Here is a 17,776-nt window from a genome sequence, read left to right as displayed (position 1 = left end):
GGAATGGCGGCCTATCTGATACGCAGACTGTTATTGGTGATCCCCACGCTGTGGGCGATCATCACCATCAACTTTTTTATCGTGCAAATCGCCCCCGGCGGTCCGGTCGATCAGGCCATCGCCGCCATCGAGCTCGGGCACGGCAGCGGGTTTGGCAGCGGCGGTGTCGGCGAAGGCCTGGGCCACGCCCGGACGGGCATCGCGGCTGGCGACGGCCAATATCGCGGTTCGCGCGGCCTGGATCCGGAGGTGATCGCCGAGATCACCCAACGTTACGGTTTCGACAAACCGCTGCACGAGCGCTACTTCACCATGCTGTGGAACTATATGCGCTTCGACTTCGGCGACAGCCTGTTTCGCGGCGCTTCGGTGATGCAGCTGATCGGCCAGAGCCTGCCGGTCTCCATCACGTTGGGCCTCTGGAGCACGCTGATCATCTATCTGGTGTCGATCCCGCTCGGCATCCGCAAGGCCGTCCACAACGGCAGCGCGTTCGATACCTGGAGCAGCACGCTGATTATCATCGGCTACGCCATTCCGGCTTTTCTGTTCGCCATTCTGATGATCGTGCTGTTCGCCGGCGGCAGCTACCTGGACTGGTTCCCGCTGCGCGGCCTGGTATCGAGCAACTTCGACACCCTCTCATGGCCGGCGAAGATCGCCGACTATCTGTGGCATATCACCCTGCCGGTGCTGGCGACGGTGATCGGCGGCTTCGCCACCCTGACCATGCTGACCAAAAACGCGTTCCTCGACGAGATCCGCAAACAGTACGTCACCACCGCCCGTGCCAAAGGGCTGGACGAGAAAAAAATCTTGTACCGCCACGTGTTCCGCAACGCCATGCTGCTGGTGATCGCCGGTTTTCCAGCCACCTTTATCAGCATGTTCTTCACCGGCTCACTGCTGATTGAGGTGATGTTCTCGCTCAACGGCCTGGGGCTGCTGGGTTACGACGCCACGCTGCAGCGCGACTACCCGGTGATGTTCGGCACGCTGTATATCTTCACCCTGATCGGCCTGCTGTTGAATATCCTCAGCGATATCACCTACACCCTGGTCGATCCGCGCATTGACTTCGAGGCCCGCCAATGAGCCGCCTTAGCCCGATCAACCAGGCGCGCTGGGCGCGTTTTCGCCGCAACCGCCGCGGCTACTGGTCGCTGTGGATCTTTTTGGTGCTATTCACCCTGAGCCTGGCCGCCGATCTGATCGCCAACGACAAACCGCTGTTGGTGCGTTATGAAGGCCGGTTGTACCTGCCGTTTATGATTAGCTACAGCGAAACCGCCTTCGGCGGCGAACTGAATACCGAAGCCGACTATCAGGATCCGTTCGTGCAGCGGCAGATCGAACGGCACGGCTGGGCGGTCTGGGCACCGATCCGCTTCAGTTACGACACCATCAACTTCGCCACCGAGGTGCCCTTCCCTTCGCCGCCTTCGCGGCACAACCTGCTGGGCACCGACAGTAACGGCGGCGACGTGCTAGCCCGGGTGCTGTACGGTTTTCGCATTTCGATGCTTTTCGGCCTGGCGCTGACGCTGTTTTCCAGCCTGATCGGCGTGTGCGTCGGCGCGACGCAGGGGTATTACGGCGGGCGTTTCGATCTGTGGGGGCAACGCTTTATCGAAGTGTGGTCGGGCATGCCGACGCTGTTTCTGATCATTCTGCTGTCGAGCATCGTCCAGCCCAATTTCTGGTGGCTGCTCGGCATCACCATCCTGTTCGGCTGGATGAGCCTGGTGGGCGTGGTGCGCGCCGAATTCCTGCGCACCCGCAATTTTGACTATATCCGCGCCGCGCGCGCCATGGGCGTGCCGGATCGGGTAATCATGTCCCGCCATATGCTGCCCAACGCCATGGTGGCGACGCTGACCTTCCTGCCGTTTATCCTCTGCGGCTCGATCACCACCCTGACGTCGCTCGATTTCCTCGGTTTCGGTCTGCCGATAGGCTCGCCGTCGCTCGGCGAATTGCTGCTGCAAGGCAAAAACAATCTGCAGGCGCCGTGGCTCGGCATCACCGCCTTCCTGGTATTGGCAGTGCTGCTGTCGTTATTAATCTTTATCGGCGAAGCGGTGCGCGACGCCTTTGACCCCAGCAAGGCGCATTGATATGGCCACTCCTTTGCTCGCTATTCAGGATCTCAGCATCGCCTTCCGCCAGGGCGACACCGTCACGCCGGTGGTCAACGAACTCTCGCTGCAAATAGCGCCGGCGGAAACGCTGGCGCTGGTAGGGGAATCCGGCTCCGGCAAAAGCGTCACCGCCCTGTCGATACTGCGTCTGCTGCCCGCGCCGCCGGTGGTTTACCCTGCCGGCGATATTCTGTTCAACGGCGAGTCGTTGTTGCATGCGCCGGAAGCTGCACTGCGCAAGGTGCGCGGCAATCAGATCGCGATGATCTTTCAGGAACCGATGGTGTCGCTCAATCCGCTGCACACCATCGAGAAGCAACTGGCGGAAGTGCTGATGCTGCACCGCGGCCTGCGGCGCGAAGCCGCGCGCGCAGAGATCGTCGAATGCCTGGAGCGCGTCGGCATCCGTCAGGCCAAGAGCCGGCTGCAGGATTACCCGCATCAGCTGTCCGGCGGCGAACGCCAGCGGGTGATGATCGCCATGGCGGTGTTGACCCGCCCGAAACTGCTGATCGCCGACGAGCCCACCACCGCGCTCGACGTGACTATCCAGGCGCAGATCCTGACGCTGCTGCAAGAGCTGAAGCAAGAGATGGGCATGGGGTTGCTGTTCATCACCCATAATCTGAATATCGTGCGCCGCCTGGCGGACAACGTGGCGGTGATGCGCCAGGGGCGCTGCGTAGAGCAAAACGGCCGCGCGCAGCTGTTCAGCCGGCCGCAGCATCCCTACACGCAGCAGCTGCTGGCCGCCGAAGACGTCGGTGAGCCGCTGCCGTTGCCTGCCGCGGCCAACGCGCGCTCCGGTGACGAGCGGCCGCTGCTCAAGGTGGAAGATCTGCAGGTGCGCTTCCCCATTCGGCGTGGCCTGCTGCGCCGCACGGTGGATTATCATTATGCATTGAAATCATTGAGTTTCGAGCTGCGCGCCGGGGAAAGCGTCGGGCTGGTGGGAGAATCCGGCTCGGGTAAAAGCACCACCGGGCTTGCGCTATTGCGTCTGCTGGCCTCGCAGGGCGCCATCTGGTTCGACGGCGAACCGCTGCACCCGCTCACGATGAAACAGATGCTGCCCTACCGCAGCCGAATGCAAATCGTCTTCCAGGATCCTTATTCCGCACTGAATCCGCGCCTGAGCGTGCAGCAGATCATCGCCGAGGGGCTGGAGGTGCACCAGCGACTTAGCCCCGAGCAGCGGGAACAACGCGTGATCGAGGTGTTGCGGGAAGTCGGCCTGGATCCGCAGCTTCGCCACCGCTATCCCACCGAGTTCTCCGGCGGCCAACGCCAGCGCATCGCCATCGCGCGCGCGCTGATCCTGCAGCCGCAGCTGCTGATCCTCGACGAGCCGACCTCTTCACTGGATAAATCGGTGCAGGCGCAGATCCTGACGCTGCTGAAATCGCTGCAGCAACGCCATCGGTTGGCATATCTGTTCATCAGCCATGACCTGCAGGTGGTGCGTTCGCTATGTCATCAGGTCATCGTACTGCGACAGGGGGAAGTGGTTGAACAGGGAGACTGCCGGGCGATTTTCGCGGCGCCCGCGGCCGACTATACCCGTCAACTGCTGCAGTTGGCGGATTAGCGGCGAATTCAGAAGGGGTATTGCGCGCTGAGCGGTTCGGCGATCGCGGCACCGACGTTTTTCAGGCGGCACATGGTGGCGCTCTCGTCGCTGCGCTGCACGAACAGGCAAGGTTCCCCTTCCCATTCGACGATCGCACAGTCGACCTGAATCTCCTGCAACGACAGATTGAGCTGTTGCATGACCTGCCAGGCCTCGGCTCCTTCATGGCTGAGCAACTTCAGCCCAATCAGGTTGTTATCTTCGTCTATTCCGTTAAACGGAATCGGTTCGACCTTCACGCCGGTGAAACCGGATAGCCAACGATAACTTTGCGGCAAGCGATGCACTACCGAAAGTTGGATACTCTCCACATGAAATCCCTAGTTTGAAAAGGTGAAACACTTTTACCTGACAGGGTTACTAAGTTATAGCCGTTGACTCCCGACTCTGCCGCGCACAAATGTTATTTAAATGTAAATTTTGCCGCAAGCCATTAACCTGACCCCGTGCTTGCCGATGCCGTGCCACTTTTTGGCGCGCCGTGCGGTGTTATTTCACGGCATTTTGCGACTCAGCTCGCATTTTTGCGTTATATGTAACCCTTTCCCGCAGCGATCTCAACTCTTTTTTCTTGCAATGCGACTACTTTTTCGTCGCCATATTTTTACAATGAAGAAACATCTTACCCGTCACGTTAGCGCAGGCACTGTTGCTAATACCTTGATTTACATCAACCCTAATACAAACCCCCCGCGCTGCTCAGCCAACAGCGCGCCGCGCTACTCGGGGAATATTGGGCGGCACGCTGGCGGATTTTTTTAACAAAAAGCACACAGATGGGAAAACGGCCAATTAATTAGCTTGCGTATATTTAGCAACAAATTTTTCATTGCCGGTTGCTCCCTGAAATGGCAGGGCGCAACCCCGTGACGATGCGGAGCGACACGCCCCGCATCGGGAGAACATCAGGCTGCGCGATCGCGCGGCCGGCTGGCGTAAACATAGAACAGCACCGCCACGATGCTGCACAGCGCCATCGAGGTGACCATTGGCCAAGCGCTTTTGCCCGGCGCCATCGACAGCACCGCCCCCACCAGCGCACCGATGCTGAAGCGCAACGTGCCGGCCAGGGAAGAAGCGGTGCCCGCCATATGCGGAAAATCATCCAGGATCACCGCCATGGCGTTGGAGGAGATCATCGCGATGCACCCCAGATAGACCGCAACGCCGATCACCAGCGCCCAGAATCCCAGGCCCACGGTGCTCACCGCCATCAGCCACAGCCCCATCGCCAGCTGTACCAGCAGCCCCAGCTTGAACATCTTGACCGCACCGAAGCGCCGCACGTTGCGGCTGTTGATCAGCGTCGTCAGGAACAGGAAGACGATGTTCAGCGCAAAATAGTAACCGAAATGCTGCGGCGAAACGTGGTTCAGTTCGATGTAGACGAACGGCCCGGCGCTGAGGAACGAGAACATGCCCGCAAACGAGAAGGCGCTGGCCAACATATAACTCAGCACCCGCTTATGGCGGAACAGCGAACCGAAGTTGCCCAGCGTGGTGCGCAGGTGGAACCGTTGTCGCCGCTCTTTCGGCAACGTCTCCTTGATGAACAAGGCTACCAGCAGCGAACCGATCAGCGCCGCGGCGCCCATGGTCCAGAAGATGGCGTGCCAGCTGAACCACAGCAACAGCGCACCGCCGATCATCGGCGCCAGCAGCGGCGCAATGGTCATCACCAGAATGACGAACGACATCATGCGCGAGAACTCATCCTTGGTGAACATATCGCGCATCAGGGCGTTGATCACCACGCTGGCGGCCGCCGCCGCCAAACCGTGCAGGAAACGCAGCCCGATCAACTGATCGATAGACTGCGCCATGGCACAGGCGCAGCCGGCGATGGCGAAGATCAGCGTTCCCCACAGGATCACCGGCTTGCGGCCGATGCTGTCCGACATCGGCCCATAGAACAGCTGCCCGAAGGCGAAGCCGAGCATATAGGCGCTGAGCGTCATCTGCACGCTGCCGGACTCGACGCCAAACTGGGCGGCGATCACCGGCATGCTGGGCAGGTACATGTCGATGGCCAACGGCATCAACATGGACAACAGGCCCAGAATGAAAATCAAACCGAGATGAGAGGTTCGGTTCTGTTGCACGTTCCACGACTCCTTAATCGGCCGCAATCAATGATCGGTTATCAGTCCTGCAGGTGCGGCGCGCCCACGCTGGCGATCTCTTCTTCCGTCAATGGGCGGTATTCGCCCGGCGCCAGATCGTCATCCAGCGCGATGGCGCCGATGCGCTCGCGGTGCAACGCGATCACCCGGTTACCGACGGCGGCGAACATCCGCTTCACCTGGTGGTAGCGCCCTTCGCTGATGGTCAGGCGCACCACGTGCTCGTCGACCTGCTCCAGCGTCGCCGGCCGCGTCAGATCTTTCTCGTTGTGCAGTTGCACCCCTTCAGCGAAACGCTGCGCAGTGTCTTCCGCCAACGGGTGCTCCAGCGTGACCAAATAGGTTTTCTCGCAGTGGTGGCGCGGCGACGTGACGCGGTGCGACCATTGACCGTCGTCGGTCATCAGCACCAGCCCGGTGGTGTCGATATCCAGCCGCCCGGCGGCGTGCAGCTTGTACGCGACCGGCTCATCGAGGAAATACAGCACCGTCGGATGATCGGGATCGTCGGTAGAGCAGACGTAGCCCTGCGGTTTGTTGAGCATGAAATAGCGCGGGCCGTTCTGCTGCTGCAGCGGATTGCCGTCGAACGCCACTTCTTGCTCCGGGGTCAGTTTAATCGCCCCGCTCTTCACCACCTCACCGTCCACGGTGACGCGTTTAGCCCGAAGTTCGCGCGCGACCAGCGCACGGCTGATGCCTAACTGCTGAGATAAAAACTTGTCCAATCGCATGGGATCTGCTTTGCCTGTCGTTGTTATGATCGCATTGATCGTATTGCCAAAATATGACGCCCGCCGTTGCACCGGGTGCAAATAGCAGGTTCAGGGGGGAAATCGCGTGGGGGAACAGCGATTGCTGTCACACAAGTATAGCGACACTACGCGTTGCCCGACAGAGGTAATTTTCACGCTTCTCGCACCGCGCGTGCGCAGAAGGCATAATAGTAAAAATTTTTCGGCCGCCCGGGGCGTAAAATGTCGCTGTTTCTGTGGGAACGGAGGCGACAAGATCTGTACCCGGCGGCCCATTCCACTCTACGGCGTTCATTTATGGCCTTTACCCTACGCCCCTACCAACTGGAAGCGGTCGAAGCCACCATCAACCATTTCCGGCGGCGTCCCGAACCGGCGCTGATCGTGCTGCCGACCGGCGCCGGCAAAAGCCTGGTGATCGCCGAACTGGCGAAGCGCGCCCGTGGGCGGGTGCTGGTGTTGGCGCACGTCAAGGAACTGGTGGCGCAAAACCACGCCAAATACTGCGCCTACGGCCTGGAGGCGGACATCTTCGCCGCCGGCCTGCAACAAAAAGAAAGCGCCGGCAAAGTGGTGTTCGGCAGCGTGCAGTCGGTGGCGCGCAACCTGCCGCTGTTCAACGGCGCCTTTTCGCTGCTGATCGTCGATGAATGCCACCGCATCAGCGATGACGACGACAGCCAGTACCAACAAATCATCCTGCATTTGCAGAAAACCAACCCGCAGCTGCGGCTGCTGGGGTTGACCGCCACGCCCTATCGTCTGGGCAAGGGCTGGATTTACCAGTATCACTACCACGGTTTCACCCGTGGCGACGGCGCCAGCCTGTTTCGCGACTGCATCTATGAGCTGCCGCTGCGCTATATGATTAAGAACGGCTTCCTGGTGCCGCCTGAGCGGCTGGACATGCCGATTGTGCAGTACGATTTCAGCCGGCTGGAGGCCAGAAGCAACGGCCTGTTCAGCGAAGCGGATCTGAACCGCGAGCTGAAGCGGCAAAACCGCGTCACGCCGCACATCATCAGCCAGATTGTGGAATACGCAGAGGATCGCAAAGGCGTGATGATCTTCGCCGCCACCGTCGAACACGCCCGCGAAATCCACGGCCTGCTGCCGAACGGCGAAGCCGCGCTGGTCAGCGCCGAAACGCCACCCGCCGAGCGCGATGCGCTGATCGAGGCGTTCAAACAGCAGCGGCTGCGCTATCTGGTCAACGTCGCGGTATTGACCACCGGTTTCGACGCGCCGCACGTCGATCTGATCGCGATCCTGCGCCCGACCGAGTCCGTCAGTCTGTATCAGCAGATCGTCGGCCGCGGGCTGCGGCTGGCGCCCGGCAAGGAAGATTGTCTGATCCTCGACTACGCCGGCAACCCGCACGATCTGTTTACGCCGGAGGTCGGCGTCAGCAAGCCGCACGGCGACAGCCAGCCGGTGCAGGTGTTCTGCCCGGCCTGCGGCTTCGCCAATCTGTTCTGGGGCAAGTGCACCGAGAACGGCGACATTATCGAGCACTACGGCCGCCGCTGCCAGGGGTGGCTGGAAGACGACGACGGCCACCGCGAACAGTGCGATTACCGCTTCCGGTTCAAGAGCTGCCCGCACTGCGGCGCGGAGAACGACATCGCCGCACGCCGCTGCCATCAGTGTCAGGAGGTGCTGGTCGATCCTGACGACATGCTGAAGGCGGCGCTGAAGCTGAAAGACGCGCTGGTGCTGCGCTGCGGCGGCATGGAGTTGCAAAGCGGCCGCGATGACAAGGGCGAATGGCTGAAGGCCACCTATTACGACGAGGACGGCACCAGCACCAGCGAGCGTTTCCGCCTGCAGACGCCGGCGCAGCGCAAAGCGTTCGAGATGCTGTTCCTGCGCCCGCACCAGCGCGCGCCGGGCGTGCCGTTCGCCTGGCACACCGCCGCCGACGTGCTGGCGCAACAGCAGGCGCTGCGCCATCCGGATTTCGTGGTGGCGCGCAAACGCGGCCAGTTTTGGCAGGTGCGCGAGAAAGTGTTCGATTATCAAGGCCGTTTCCGCCGCGCCAATCAGTTGGCCTGAGCGAACGGCCCTCAATCTGGGCAGGTTTTCGTTGCCCTGCGGGCGGCTTTCCGTTAAAATGCCGCGCGCTTTACCTGGGCCTGCCCAGCGTTAAAGCGGAATTCCGAACTTGCTACTTGGGTCGCCTGTAGCAGGGTAAATTTTCTTTTAAGAGAAAAAACAATGTTCACTATCAATGCAGAAGTACGTAAAGACCAGGGTAAAGGTGCGAGCCGCCGCCTGCGTGCAGCAAACAAATTCCCAGCTATCGTTTACGGTGGCAAAGAAGCTGCAGTTTCCATCGAATTGGACCATGATTCTGTTAAGAACATGGAAGCTAAACCAGAATTCTACAGCGAAGCAGTAACTCTGGTTATCGACGGTAAAGAAACCAAAGTTAAGGTTCAGGCTGTACAGCGTCACCCGTTCAAGCCAAAACTGGCTCACATCGACTTCGTTCGCGTTTAATCGCTACGTTTTCGAACCTTTCGGGACGCCGAAATAAAGAACGCCGCAATTGCGGCGTTTTTTATTGTCTGCGATTCGGCACGCTTACTTGCCGCTGCCGGTCCGGCGTTGCAGCTGATCGCGCAGGTTCGGCGGCGTGCCTCTGATGGTCAGCGTGTCGGTGGCCGCATCCCAGAAAATGCGCTCGCCCAGCAGCATGGCGTCGAAATTCAGGCTGATGCCGCCGCCGCTGCCGGCAAATTTGGTCAGCTGGCGCAGCGTGCCGCGATCCGCCGGGAAGCTTTCCTCCAACTCATACCCTTGCTCGCTGGAGAACTGCATGAAGTCTTTCTCGCCGACCGGCGACAGCTCCTGCGACAGGGCCTGCAGTTCAATCTCTTCGCCCGCCTGCAGCTGTTCGTTGCAGTAGCTGTACACCTGTTGGCGCACCGACTGGCGCTCGTTCTTGTCCAACTGCGCATCGGCGCAGTAGTCGTCCACCGCCTGCAGCAGCCCACGGTTTTGCGCCTTGGTGTCCAACCCTTCGGACGCCGCCAGGAAATCCATGAAGAAGTCGGCGACCTTGCGGCCTACGCGCCCGCGCAGGAAGGTCAGATAGCGGGTCGATTCCGGGTTGGTTTCCCATTCGGTCAGATCGATGCGCGCGACGATATCGGCGTTGTTGATGTCCAGATAGTGCGTGGTGTTGATATCCAGCTCTTCGTTGACGCGCATGCTGTTACGGCTGTTCAGCACCGCGATCAGCAAGTACTCCACCGCCAGATAACGGTATTGGCCGAACAGCACCACGCCGCCTTCGGCAAACGGATACTTCGCCAGTTCGTCGCGCAGGCGGCCGGTCGCCGCGCGGCTGAAGGCCAGAAAGTCCTTATCGTCCTTGCGGCAAGTGCGCAGCGCTTCCGCCAGCTCGCTGCCTTCGTTGAACAGGCCCAAGGCCTTGCTCTTGGCGCTGTAGACGCGATGCAGTTCCGTCATCATTTCTTCCACCGCCGCGTTGGTGGGAAGCAAGGTATCGCGCAACACCACGTCCAGCGTTTGCTCGTCGCGTTTCACCAATTGGTGCAGAGCGATCTGGTCGATATCCAGACTCATGATAAATCCTCCTGTTCTTTAGGCGCGTATTCAAACACTGAAGACCCCGCCCTGCAATACTAAAAAGCCGCGGCAAACCGGAAAGGCGCTGCGAGGAGCAGCCCCGCCGCGGGCGCCCCCTTCCCCAAATGACAGGAAGTGATAAAAGAGCGGAAAATCACTGCCCTATACGGTAAGATAGGGCACTTTGCAGATTACTAAGCGCAATTTTATGCCACAATCATCCCGTTACAGTGACGAACACGTTGAACAACTGCTCTCAGAGCTGGTCAATGTTCTGGAAAAACACCATACCCCCACCGATCTTTCCCTGATGGTGCTGGGCAACATGGTCACTAATTTGATCAACACCAGCGTTGCCCCCGCGCAGCGGAAAACCCTGGCAAGATCGTTCGCGGAAGCCCTGCAGGCTTCTGTCCGTGAAGATAAAGCACATTAATATTGACTTATGGTGACAAACCGTCAGCGTTATCGTGAAAAAGTCTCCCAGATGATCAGCTGGGGGCACTGGTTCGCCTTATTCAACATCCTGCTCGCCCTTGGGCTGGGCAGCCGCTACCTGTTTGTCACCGACTGGCCCGCATCCCTGCTGGGCCGGGTCTATGCCTTTGTCAGCCTGCTGGGGCATTTCAGCTTTATCGTGTTCGCCGGCTATTTGCTGGTGATCTTCCCGCTCACCTTCGTGGTGATGTCGCAGCGGCTGCTGCGATTTATTTCCGCCGCGCTGGCCACCATCGGGCTCACGCTGTTGCTGGTCGACAGCGAAGTGTTCTCCCATTTCCACCTGCACCTCAATCCGGTGGTGTGGGATCTGGTGGTCAACCCGGATCAAAGCGAACTGTCGCGTGACTGGCAGCTGATGTTTATCTGCGTGCCGGTGATCTTCCTGGTGGAGATGCTGTTCGGCACCTGGAGCTGGCAGAAGCTGCGCAGCCTGAACCGCCGCCGCTTCGGCAAGCCGCTGGCGGCGCTGTTTATCAGCGCCTTTTTCGCGTCGCACCTGATTTATATCTGGGCCGACGCCAACTTCTATCGCCCGATCACCATGCAGCGGGCCAACCTGCCGCTCTCGTACCCGATGACCGCGCGCAAGTTCCTCGAAAAACACGGCCTGCTCGACCAGCAAGAGTATGAGCGCCGTCTGGTGCAACAGGGCAACCCGGAGGCGGTGTCGGTGGAGTATCCGCTCAGCGATCTCAGCTACGGCGATAAAGGCAGCGGCTATAACCTGCTGATGATCGTAGTGGACGGCATTCGCGCCAAAGACGTGGCGCAGGACATGCCAACCCTGACCCGCTTCGCCCAGGAAAACGTGCGTTTCAGCGATCATTACAGTTCGGGCAACCATGCCGATACCGGGCTGTTCGGCCTGTTCTACGGCATTTCCCCGACCTATCTGGACAGCGTGCTCGCCGGCCGCAAGCCGTCAGCACTGATCAATGCGCTCGGCGATCGGGGCTACCAGCTGGGGCTGTTCTCCTCCGATGGCTTCAATGCCAGCCTGTACCGCCAGGCCCTGTTGACCGACTTCTCGCTGCCGACGCCGGCGCCGCAAAGCGACGCCCAGACCACCCAGCAATGGCAGCGTTGGCTGGCAGACCAGGGTAGCAAAGAGCCGTGGTTCTCCTATATCAACTTCAGCGGCGCCGAGCCGACCGAAGGCGACAAAAAACCGGTCCCGGCCGACTTTATTCGGCGCTATCGCGCCGGCGCACAAGATGTGGATACCCAGATAGCCCAGGTGCTGGACACGCTGAAACAGCGCGGCCTGCTGGATAAAACCGTGGTGGTAATCACCGCCGAGCACGGCGTCGAGTTCAACGACAGCGGCAAAGGCCAATGGGGCGCCGGCACCGCCTTCAACCAGGCGCAGCTACAGGTGCCGTTGGTGATCCACTGGCCGGGCACCCCAGCGCAGACCATTAGCAAGCTGACCGGCCATAACGACGTCATGCGCACCTTGATGCAACGCCTGTTGCACGTGAAAACCGCGCCGAAAGACTATTCGCAAGGCGAGGATCTGTTCACCGCCCAACGCCGCAACAACTGGATCGCCACCGGCGATGGCAACCAGCTGGTGATAACCACGCCGACACAAACGCTGATGCTGGACAACAGCGGTAACTATCGCGTCTACGATCAGAACGGCGAAGAGATAAAGGACGAGAAACCGCAGCTTGCTCTGCTGTTGCAGGTGTTGACCGATGTAAAACGCTTTATCGCCAACTAACTGCTTAAAACTAAAGCAATCAAGTGGCGAGGCGCTTGCATTAACATCGGGAATCGGTAGTATGATTTTTCATAGCGTCGGCATGTAGCGCAGCCTGGTAGCGCACCGTCATGGGGTGTCGGGGGTCGGAGGTTCGAATCCTCTCATGCCGACCAAATTTAAGAAAACCTGCTGTAACAGCAGGTTTTTTTTCGTCTGCACGTCGAGAGGATGAGAATCTCCGAAGGAGGTTTGAGCCGAACGTAGTGAGACCACGTTGCTTTAGCAACGGCCCGCAGGGCAAGCATCGAAGATGCGCATAATCCTCTCATGCCGACCAAATTCAAGAAAACCTGCTGTAACAGCAGGTTTTTTTCGTCTGCACGTCGAGAGGATGAGGGCGCAGCCGCTGCGCCACTGTCTCCCCCAACGATCATTGCGCGCCTCGCTTTCACGACGGCCTTTCGCCTTATCAAGCTCAGGCTGAAATTTTGTCTTGTTGGTTTTCGGGCGCCGCGGCGATGAACGCCGGGAGCTGAGTACAGGCGTCGTAAACCGCCTTACAGCGCGGATACCCGCTCAGATCGCACCCCATCCGCAGGGCATTCGCCCACTGAGGGATCAGGCAGCAATCCGCCAACGTCGGGGTATCGCCAACGCAGAAGGGGCCTGGCGGCCTCTGGAGCAACAGCTGTTCTACGGCGCTCAGCCCTTGGCGGATCCAGTGCGCATACCAGCGTTTTTTCTCTTCATCGCCCACCTTCAGCTCTTCACTCAGGTAGCGTAACACCCGTAGGTTATTGACCGGGTGAATATCACAGGCAATGACATAGACGATTTCCAGTACCCTGCTGCGCGCCGGATCGGCCGCCGGCAACAGCGGCGACTGAGGGAAATGGCGATCCAGCCAGTCGGTAATCGCCAGCGACTGGCTGAGAGACTCGCCGTCGTCCGTGAGCAGCGTCGGCACCAGCCCGACCGGGTTCATGCGCCGATAAGCCAGCTCATTCTGCTGCCCGATGCGAATATTGACCCCCACCGTCTGGTAATGGAGGCCTTTCAGCGCCAGCGCAATGCGCACGCGATAGGAGGCTGAGCTATTAAAAAAACTGTACAGCTTCATCATTCACCTCTGAATCGGCCTCAGACAATCTTCACGGCGATAGGGGTTAGCCCCTCTACATTGCCGGTAATCACATCGCCTTTCACCACCGCGCCTACCCCTTCCGGCGTGCCGGTAAAAATCAGATCGCCGGGCTGCAGCTCAAAAAAGCCGGACAGATAGCTGATGGTTTCATTCACCGACCAGATCAGATGGCGGATATCGCTGCGCTGGCGATCGCTGCCGTTGACCTGCAGCCAGATAGGCGCGTTGTTCACGTCTGCGCTGTCGCCGGCTTTATGCAATGGCGCGATGGGCGCAGAAAGATCGAACGACTTGCCGATTTCCCATGGGCGCCCCATCTGACGCATGTCCATCTGCCGATCGCGGCGGGTCATGTCCAGGCCTGTGGCATATCCCCAAATGTATTCATGCGCCTTTTCCAGCGGAATATCGCTCCCCCGTTTACCAATCGCCACCACCAGTTCGATTTCGTAGTGATAGTTGTCGGTTTGCGACGGATACGGCAACGCCAGCGTTTCGCCGGCCGCCACCGGCACCACCGCATCGGCAGGCTTGCAGAAGAAAAACGGCGGCTCACGATCCGGGTCAAAGCCCATTTCGCGGGCATGCGCGGCATAGTTGCGCCCGACGCAGTAGACACGGCGCACGGGAAACTGTTTATCACTCCCCACGACAGGAACCGTCACGGGGGCTTGCGGTGCAAATACGTATTGCGTCATTTTGTCTCTCCCAAATTAATAACGTGCTTCACGGAACAGTCCCAGAGCTTCCTGAACCGGCCGGTCCGAAAAACTGAATAACACGGTGTCTTCGTCCGCCTGGAACGACACGTCGAACCAGGTCGGCGCCACGAAGATATCTTTTGCCGAAAAGTGAAGGGTTTCGCTGCCGATGCTGACCTGACCGCGCCCTTCCACCACGTGATAAATGGTGCTGTCCGTGGTTCGCGCTTTCCGTGAGGAAAAGCCTTTCGGCAGCAGCTGCAGGAAGGCGCCCATCGAGGGCATGGGGTAGCCGCCGGTCACCGGGTTGGCGTAGCGCATCTTGTACCCTTCCCATTCGTCGGCGTCCCCCATGCGGGTGAGGTCATGCAGCGCTTCCCGGCTGCGATCGTAGCGGTAGTTGAAAATGGGCGATGAGTTGCCTTTCTGGTGGCGCAGCGGCAGCATATTGGCCGCATAGCGCGGTAAATAATCCCCCTCCTGGCGCGTCACGGGCTGCTGCTCTTGCGGATAGTCTTCCGCGAAACCGCAACCCAGCAGGTTCACCAGCGGCAAATCCAGCCCGTCCAGCCATACCACCGGCTCCTCGCCGGGATTACCGTGATCGTGCCAGCGCCACTGCGGCGTCAAAATGAAGTCGCCTTCATGCATTTGCGTACGTTCACCGTCAACGGCGGTAAATGCCCCTTTCCCTTCGACGATAAACCGCAATGCCGACTGATTATGGCGATGGCTCGGCGCGACTTCGCCCGGCATGATCAACTGCAATCCGGCATACAGCGTCGGGGTAATGGAGGTCTGTCCGCGCAGCATCGGGTTTTCCAGCACCAGCACGCGGCGAACCGCCTCTTTGGCGCCAATCAACTCGCCGCTGGCCAGCAGATGCGGGCGAATCGCCTGATAGTTCCAGTAAGCCGGGGCGCAGTTTGCATTCGGCGTCGGCGGCACCAAATGGTGCAGCGACTCCCACAATGGGGTCAGGTTCTGCCCTGAAATATGCCGGTAGAACTGCTGGCGGCTGGGATTAACATCCTGATTGCGTTCAGGCATAGGGATTCTCCTTTTCATTCACGACGCTGCGCGAGGCAACGTATCAGGGGCTGGGGCAGACTGGCGAACGACAGCCGTCAGCAGCATTAACATCACCGTACTGATCGCCGCCGGCACGGCAATAATGAAAAATAGCGTATCGAATGAGAAATTCATCGCCATCATCACGCCGCCGGCAAGCGAGCCGACAATCGCGCCGCAGCGGCCAATGGCATTGGACCAGCTGACGCCGGTCGCCCGGCTTTGCGTCGGATAGAGCGTGGCGGTCAAGGCATTCAGCCCAACCTGCGAACCGCTGATGCCGATGCCGGTGCCGAAGATCGCCAGCGCCATCGGCCATAGGCCGTTCTCACTCAGGCCAATCATGGCGATACAGACGGCGCCTAAGGCGTAGCTCACCGCCAAGACCCGGAAGGGATTGTATTTGTCCATCAACGCGCCCAGCCCCAGCGCCCCCACCGTGCCCCCCATCTGGAAAGCGGCGGTCACCCAGGAGGCATGCTGCAGATCAATACCGCGGTGGTTAAGCAGCGTCGGCAACCAACTGGAGAGCAGGTAGATGATCAGCATGCTCATAAAAAAAACCGCCCAGAGCATAAGGGTGATACGCAACTGGCGGCCGGCAAACAGCGGGCTGATGCTGCCTTTGGCCGCCGTGGCGGCTTCGCTCAGATAAAAATGGGTTTCTTCATCGCACTCTCGGGTGATGGCGCTGACCGTTTTGGCAATCACCTTGTGCGGCAGTTGGCGGCGAACCTGCCAGCGCGGGGATTCCGGCAGGGCAAACAGCAGCACCACAAAGAGTATCAGCGGCAAAACGCCACCGAGCACCAAAATGCCGTGCCACCCCATCACCGGCACCAGTTGGGCGCTGACGATCCCGCCCAGGGCTGAACCGAGCGTGAAACCGCAGAACATCAGCGTGACCAGCGCGCCACGGCGGCGAGCGGGCAGATATTCAGAGGTCATCGTGATGGTGTTCGGCATCGCGCCCCCCAACCCCAGGCCGGTGAGAAAACGCAAAACGACCAGCGTTGACAGATCGGGGGAGAAGGCCGAAATCAGGCTCAGCGCGCCAAACAGCGCCACGCAAAGCTCGATGACACGCTTGCGGCCAAAGCGATCAGCAAGCGGGCCGCAAAGCAGTGCACCCGCTGTCAACCCCAGCAGCCCCGCGCCAAACAGCGGCGCCAGTTCACCGGCGGTCAGTTGCCACTGGGCGCGGATGTCGGGTGCGATGAAACCAATGGCGGCGGTGTCAAAACCATCCAGCATCACCACCAAAAAGCAGCAGATGATAACGCGCCACTGCGTCTTACCGATGGGAGCAGCATCGATCAGAGCTTGTAAATCACGCCATTGAGTCATAGTGAGCGCCTCGGTGCGGGTAGGGAGATGTCTGTCTTGTTTTAGGTATGTTACGAATTTGTATCCTTAGCGATAAAATGTACAATGGCTTTTCAGGCGGAGACATAACCGGAGGGTTATAGCAAATGGCGAACTGGGCGCAGAAAATGAAACTTCACCATCTGCAAATGTTGGTGGCGTTGGGCGAGCAGGGAAATCTGACCCACGTTGCCCGGATGATGAACATCTCCCAACCCGCTCTGTCAAAATGGTTGTCACAGCTCGAAGATGAGATTGGGATCACGCTGTTTGAGCGGCATAGCAAAGGGCTGCGCCCCTCCGAGGGGGGAAAATTGCTGCTTCAGCATGCGCAGCGTTTGATCAATGATCTGGAGCGTTCGCAGTCTGAAATCGCCCGCTTTAAGCAAGGCGGGCTGGTGGGAAGCCTGAAAATCGGCTGTTCGCCGGTCGCCACCGACTGCGTTTCGCAGGCCATATTGAGCCTGCTGCAAGAAATGCCAACGCTGCATCTCAATATTGAGGAAAAGGTGATGACCCCGCTGCTGCACGATCTGCTCGCGGGCGCGGTGGACGTCGTCGTGGGCCGCGTTGGCGGGCGGGCGCTGCAACTGCCGCTCAACTATCAAGTGCTCTACACCGAACCGGTATGCTTTGTTGCCCGCCCTCACCATCCGCTGGCAAAATTCGCCTCCCTCACCTGGCACGATCTCACCCACTGGCGCTGGATTGTCTGGCCGACCGGCACGCCCATCCGCCTCAGCATTGATAATGCGCTGGCGGATAACGGCGTGATGCTGCCCGAAAACACGGTTGAATCGGCATCCATGAACGTCAGTACCAACCTGCTGCAAAGCAGCGATATGATCTCCATTCTTTCCCTACGGCTGGCGCAGCGTTATGCCAGCCAGGGGCAGTTGGCGATCCTGAATCTGCCGAAGATAGAGCAGAAAGGCAGCGTGGGCGTCTTCTGGCGCAACAGCGAACCGCCTTTTGCCGCGCTGAGCCGCTTTTTGCAGCTGCTGACGCAGGCTTAATACCCCCACCTGCAGCCACAGCAG

16 protein-coding genes, 1 tRNA gene and 1 other RNA gene are annotated in these 17,776 nt (G+C 59.6%); 10 read left to right on the top strand and 8 right to left on the bottom strand.

All coding sequences use genetic code 11. The features are described from left to right. Positions 1-3: 3 nt before the first annotated feature. The 3 genes from ACJ8PL_RS09280 to yejF are packed head-to-tail and all read left to right on the top strand — an operon-like array spanning position 4 to position 3,729. Positions 4-1,095 (top strand): microcin C ABC transporter permease YejB, encoded by a 1,092-nt coding sequence (locus ACJ8PL_RS09280; protein ID WP_016926973.1) that lies wholly within the window; start codon positions 4-6, stop codon positions 1,093-1,095. Further along, entirely contained in the window at positions 1,092-2,117 is a 1,026-nt protein-coding gene (locus ACJ8PL_RS09275; protein WP_015378535.1) for an ABC transporter permease, read from the top strand. Before ACJ8PL_RS09280 ends, ACJ8PL_RS09275 begins: the two co-directional genes overlap by 4 nt. A gap of 1 nt (position 2,118) precedes the next feature. Next, positions 2,119-3,729 (top strand): microcin C ABC transporter ATP-binding protein YejF, encoded by a 1,611-nt coding sequence (gene yejF / locus ACJ8PL_RS09270; protein ID WP_016926971.1) that lies wholly within the window; start codon positions 2,119-2,121, stop codon positions 3,727-3,729. Between the two features lie 8 nt (positions 3,730-3,737). Here yejF and ACJ8PL_RS09265 read toward each other — a convergent pair whose 3' ends face one another. The 3 genes from ACJ8PL_RS09265 to rsuA all read right to left on the bottom strand — a co-directional run bounded on the left by ACJ8PL_RS09265 (position 3,738) and on the right by rsuA (position 6,628). Next, on the bottom strand, positions 3,738-4,082 hold the full coding sequence (locus ACJ8PL_RS09265) for a YejG family protein (protein WP_004935763.1): 345 nt from the start codon (positions 4,080-4,082) through the stop codon (positions 3,738-3,740). A 594-nt stretch (positions 4,083-4,676) separates the two neighbouring features. Further along, positions 4,677-5,873 carry a Bcr/CflA family multidrug efflux MFS transporter gene (locus ACJ8PL_RS09260; protein ID WP_015378537.1) on the bottom strand — a complete coding sequence of 399 codons (1,197 nt, stop codon included), beginning with the start codon at positions 5,871-5,873 and terminating at the stop codon, positions 4,677-4,679. Positions 5,874-5,914: 41 nt separating this feature from the next. After that, positions 5,915-6,628 (bottom strand): 16S rRNA pseudouridine(516) synthase RsuA, encoded by a 714-nt coding sequence (rsuA, locus tag ACJ8PL_RS09255; RefSeq protein ID WP_016926969.1) that lies wholly within the window; start codon positions 6,626-6,628, stop codon positions 5,915-5,917. Positions 6,629-6,946: 318 nt separating this feature from the next. On the opposite strand from rsuA, the gene ACJ8PL_RS09250 reads away from it, so the two are divergent. Together ACJ8PL_RS09250 and rplY are read left to right on the top strand one after the other, a co-directional pair. After that, a complete protein-coding gene (locus ACJ8PL_RS09250) occupies positions 6,947-8,704 on the top strand; it encodes a DEAD/DEAH box helicase (RefSeq protein ID WP_442531090.1) in 1,758 nt (585 codons plus the stop codon). Between the two features lie 162 nt (positions 8,705-8,866). Further along, entirely contained in the window at positions 8,867-9,151 is a 285-nt protein-coding gene (gene rplY, locus ACJ8PL_RS09245; protein ID WP_004935776.1) for a 50S ribosomal protein L25, read from the top strand. A gap of 84 nt (positions 9,152-9,235) precedes the next feature. Here the strand turns inward: rplY and yejK are convergent, their stop codons facing one another. After that, complete coding sequence (gene yejK / locus ACJ8PL_RS09240) at positions 9,236-10,243, bottom strand: nucleoid-associated protein YejK (protein ID WP_004935779.1); 1,008 nt, start codon at positions 10,241-10,243, stop codon at positions 9,236-9,238. Between the two features lie 211 nt (positions 10,244-10,454). Between yejK and ACJ8PL_RS09235 the strand changes: the two genes are divergently transcribed. The 4 genes from ACJ8PL_RS09235 (at position 10,455) to ACJ8PL_RS09220 (ending at position 12,792) form a co-directional block, all read left to right on the top strand. Continuing rightward, positions 10,455-10,682 (top strand): YejL family protein, encoded by a 228-nt coding sequence (locus ACJ8PL_RS09235; protein ID WP_004935782.1) that lies wholly within the window; start codon positions 10,455-10,457, stop codon positions 10,680-10,682. Positions 10,683-10,691: 9 nt separating this feature from the next. Further along, positions 10,692-12,473 carry an LPS biosynthesis-modulating metalloenzyme YejM gene (gene yejM / locus ACJ8PL_RS09230; RefSeq protein WP_016926966.1) on the top strand — a complete coding sequence of 594 codons (1,782 nt, stop codon included), beginning with the start codon at positions 10,692-10,694 and terminating at the stop codon, positions 12,471-12,473. Positions 12,474-12,551: 78 nt separating this feature from the next. After that, positions 12,552-12,628 (top strand) — tRNA-Pro (locus ACJ8PL_RS09225). Positions 12,629-12,662: 34 nt separating this feature from the next. Beyond that, positions 12,663-12,792: non-coding RNA, RtT sRNA (locus ACJ8PL_RS09220), on the top strand. Between the two features lie 138 nt (positions 12,793-12,930). Here ACJ8PL_RS09220 and maiA read toward each other — a convergent pair. From maiA to mhbT, 4 genes are read right to left on the bottom strand one after another with little or no spacing between them, the layout of a single operon-like run. Beyond that, positions 12,931-13,575 (bottom strand): maleylacetoacetate isomerase, encoded by a 645-nt coding sequence (maiA, locus tag ACJ8PL_RS09215; protein ID WP_028127735.1) that lies wholly within the window; start codon positions 13,573-13,575, stop codon positions 12,931-12,933. Positions 13,576-13,595: 20 nt separating this feature from the next. After that, positions 13,596-14,297: a fumarylacetoacetate hydrolase family protein gene (locus ACJ8PL_RS09210; RefSeq protein WP_025303616.1), complete on the bottom strand. Its 702-nt coding sequence runs from the start codon at positions 14,295-14,297 to the stop codon at positions 13,596-13,598. Between the two features lie 15 nt (positions 14,298-14,312). After that, entirely contained in the window at positions 14,313-15,350 is a 1,038-nt protein-coding gene (gene gtdA / locus ACJ8PL_RS09205; RefSeq protein ID WP_442531088.1) for a gentisate 1,2-dioxygenase, read from the bottom strand. Positions 15,351-15,368: 18 nt separating this feature from the next. Continuing rightward, positions 15,369-16,718 carry a 3-hydroxybenzoate transporter MhbT gene (gene mhbT, locus ACJ8PL_RS09200; RefSeq protein WP_115436306.1) on the bottom strand — a complete coding sequence of 450 codons (1,350 nt, stop codon included), beginning with the start codon at positions 16,716-16,718 and terminating at the stop codon, positions 15,369-15,371. Between the two features lie 125 nt (positions 16,719-16,843). On the opposite strand from mhbT, the gene ACJ8PL_RS09195 reads away from it, so the two are divergent. Next, positions 16,844-17,752: a LysR family transcriptional regulator gene (locus ACJ8PL_RS09195; protein ID WP_016926961.1), complete on the top strand. Its 909-nt coding sequence runs from the start codon at positions 16,844-16,846 to the stop codon at positions 17,750-17,752. The last annotated feature ends 24 nt before the right edge of the window (positions 17,753-17,776 follow it).

The sequence above is a fragment of the Serratia sp. CY83965 genome (assembly GCF_052166375.1).
GTDB lineage: Bacteria > Pseudomonadota > Gammaproteobacteria > Enterobacterales > Enterobacteriaceae > Serratia > Serratia marcescens.
The sequence above is the reverse complement of the archived record's forward strand: the minus strand, read 5'-3'. Positions and strand labels throughout refer to the sequence as shown.

What these genes read in the sequence shown, in the direction of transcription:
- ACJ8PL_RS09280 (WP_016926973.1), top strand. Translation starts at nt 4, where the DNA reads ATGGCGGCCTATCTGATACGCAGACTGTTATTGGTGATCCCCACGCTG.
- ACJ8PL_RS09275 (WP_015378535.1), top strand. Translation starts at nt 1,092, where the DNA reads ATGAGCCGCCTTAGCCCGATCAACCAGGCGCGCTGGGCGCGTTTTCGC.
- yejF (WP_016926971.1), top strand. Translation starts at nt 2,119, where the DNA reads ATGGCCACTCCTTTGCTCGCTATTCAGGATCTCAGCATCGCCTTCCGC.
- rsuA (WP_016926969.1), bottom strand. Translation starts at nt 6,628, where the DNA reads ATGCGATTGGACAAGTTTTTATCTCAGCAGTTAGGCATCAGCCGTGCG.
- ACJ8PL_RS09250 (WP_442531090.1), top strand. Translation starts at nt 6,947, where the DNA reads ATGGCCTTTACCCTACGCCCCTACCAACTGGAAGCGGTCGAAGCCACC.
- rplY (WP_004935776.1), top strand. Translation starts at nt 8,867, where the DNA reads ATGTTCACTATCAATGCAGAAGTACGTAAAGACCAGGGTAAAGGTGCG.
- yejK (WP_004935779.1), bottom strand. Translation starts at nt 10,243, where the DNA reads ATGAGTCTGGATATCGACCAGATCGCTCTGCACCAATTGGTGAAACGC.
- ACJ8PL_RS09235 (WP_004935782.1), top strand. Translation starts at nt 10,455, where the DNA reads ATGCCACAATCATCCCGTTACAGTGACGAACACGTTGAACAACTGCTC.
- yejM (WP_016926966.1), top strand. Translation starts at nt 10,692, where the DNA reads ATGGTGACAAACCGTCAGCGTTATCGTGAAAAAGTCTCCCAGATGATC.
- maiA (WP_028127735.1), bottom strand. Translation starts at nt 13,575, where the DNA reads ATGAAGCTGTACAGTTTTTTTAATAGCTCAGCCTCCTATCGCGTGCGC.
- ACJ8PL_RS09210 (WP_025303616.1), bottom strand. Translation starts at nt 14,297, where the DNA reads ATGACGCAATACGTATTTGCACCGCAAGCCCCCGTGACGGTTCCTGTC.
- gtdA (WP_442531088.1), bottom strand. Translation starts at nt 15,350, where the DNA reads ATGCCTGAACGCAATCAGGATGTTAATCCCAGCCGCCAGCAGTTCTAC.
- mhbT (WP_115436306.1), bottom strand. Translation starts at nt 16,718, where the DNA reads ATGACTCAATGGCGTGATTTACAAGCTCTGATCGATGCTGCTCCCATC.
- ACJ8PL_RS09195 (WP_016926961.1), top strand. Translation starts at nt 16,844, where the DNA reads ATGGCGAACTGGGCGCAGAAAATGAAACTTCACCATCTGCAAATGTTG.